Annotated in this window: 14 tRNA genes; all 14 read left to right on the top strand. The window is 53.1% G+C overall.

The features are described from left to right. Positions 1-18: 18 nt before the first annotated feature. The 14 genes from ACFWF1_RS44085 (at position 19) to ACFWF1_RS44020 (ending at position 1,238) form a co-directional block, all read left to right on the top strand. Positions 19-102, top strand: a tRNA-Leu gene (locus ACFWF1_RS44085). Positions 103-111: 9 nt separating this feature from the next. Further along, a tRNA-Gly gene (locus ACFWF1_RS44080) sits at positions 112-186 on the top strand. 12 nt (positions 187-198) lie between these two features. Beyond that, positions 199-284 (top strand) — tRNA-Leu (locus ACFWF1_RS44075). Between the two features lie 11 nt (positions 285-295). After that, a tRNA-Arg gene (locus ACFWF1_RS44070) sits at positions 296-372 on the top strand. Positions 373-375: 3 nt separating this feature from the next. Next, positions 376-449, top strand: a tRNA-Pro gene (locus tag ACFWF1_RS44065). Between the two features lie 16 nt (positions 450-465). After that, positions 466-538, top strand: a tRNA-Ala gene (locus tag ACFWF1_RS44060). A 20-nt stretch (positions 539-558) separates the two neighbouring features. Beyond that, positions 559-635, top strand: a tRNA-Met gene (locus tag ACFWF1_RS44055). Between the two features lie 9 nt (positions 636-644). Further along, positions 645-716 (top strand) — tRNA-Glu (locus tag ACFWF1_RS44050). 3 nt (positions 717-719) lie between these two features. After that, positions 720-795, top strand: a tRNA-Val gene (locus ACFWF1_RS44045). A gap of 5 nt (positions 796-800) precedes the next feature. Continuing rightward, positions 801-873, top strand: a tRNA-Thr gene (locus ACFWF1_RS44040). A 19-nt stretch (positions 874-892) separates the two neighbouring features. Next, positions 893-976 (top strand) — tRNA-Tyr (locus tag ACFWF1_RS44035). 11 nt (positions 977-987) lie between these two features. Beyond that, positions 988-1,062 (top strand) — tRNA-Gln (locus tag ACFWF1_RS44030). 4 nt (positions 1,063-1,066) lie between these two features. Further along, positions 1,067-1,139: transfer RNA gene (locus ACFWF1_RS44025), tRNA-Lys, on the top strand. 16 nt (positions 1,140-1,155) lie between these two features. Continuing rightward, a tRNA-Leu gene (locus ACFWF1_RS44020) sits at positions 1,156-1,238 on the top strand. The last annotated feature ends 100 nt before the right edge of the window (positions 1,239-1,338 follow it).

Here is a 1,338-nt window from a genome sequence, read left to right as displayed (position 1 = left end):
GATCACCATGTTTGTCTTGCGGATGTGGCGGAATTGGCAGACGAGCTAGAATCAGTCTCTAGTGTATTTACAGTCGTGGGGGTTCAAGTCCCTTCATCCGCATTGCCAAACGCGGAAGTAGTTCAGTGGTAGAACATCACCTTGCCAAGGTGGGGGTCGCGGGTTCGAATCCCGTCTTCCGCTCCACTTTTCGTATGTGCCGGGGTGGCGGAACTGGCAGACGCACAGGACTTAAAATCCTGCGGTAGGTGACTACCGTGCCGGTTCAAGTCCGGCCCTCGGCATTCATTATTATGCGCCCGTAGCTCAATTGGATAGAGCGTTTGACTACGGATCAAAAGGTTAGGGGTTCGACTCCTCTCGGGCGCGCCATAACGGGAAGTGGCTCAGCTTGGTAGAGCACCTGGTTTGGGACCAGGGGGTCGCAGGTTCAAATCCTGTCTTCCCGATATTCCCAAAAAACATGGGGCCTTAGCTCAGCTGGGAGAGCGCCTGCCTTGCACGCAGGAGGTCAGCGGTTCGATCCCGCTAGGCTCCACTTGATTTTAATTGTTTTTTGGCGGTGTAGCTCAGCTGGCTAGAGCGTACGGTTCATACCCGTGAGGTCGGGGGTTCGATCCCCTCCGCCGCTACCATATATATCCGGCCCGTTGGTCAAGCGGTTAAGACACCGCCCTTTCACGGCGGTAACACGGGTTCGAATCCCGTACGGGTCATATGGAGGATTAGCTCAGCTGGGAGAGCATCTGCCTTACAAGCAGAGGGTCGGCGGTTCGAGCCCGTCATCCTCCACCATATTTGCCGGCCTAGCTCAATTGGTAGAGCAACTGACTTGTAATCAGTAGGTTGGGGGTTCAAGTCCTCTGGCCGGCACTGTTTTTCAAAAAAATACGGAGGGGTAGCGAAGTGGCTAAACGCGGCGGACTGTAAATCCGCTCCCTCGGGTTCGGCAGTTCGAATCTGCCCCCCTCCACCATTCTTAATTAATGGGCTATAGCCAAGCGGTAAGGCAACGGACTTTGACTCCGTCATGCGCTGGTTCGAATCCAGCTAGCCCAGCCATTAAGAGCCATTAGCTCAGTTGGTAGAGCATCTGACTTTTAATCAGAGGGTCGAAGGTTCGAATCCTTCATGGCTCACTTTTGTTTTTTCCGCGCGGTCGTGGCGGAACGGCAGACGCGCTAGGTTGAGGGCCTAGTGGGGGAAACCCCGTGGAGGTTCAAGTCCTCTCGGCCGCATCAAAAAAATCTTAAAAAAGTACTTGCATTTGAAAGTGTAGTATGATAAGATAATTGAGTCGCCAAATTACAACGACGAAAAAAACATCATGAATAAGCG

Source organism: Nocardia sp. NPDC060255, assembly GCF_042727395.1.
GTDB lineage: Bacteria > Actinomycetota > Actinomycetes > Mycobacteriales > Mycobacteriaceae > Nocardia.
This window is presented reverse-complemented; position numbering and strand designations above follow the sequence as displayed.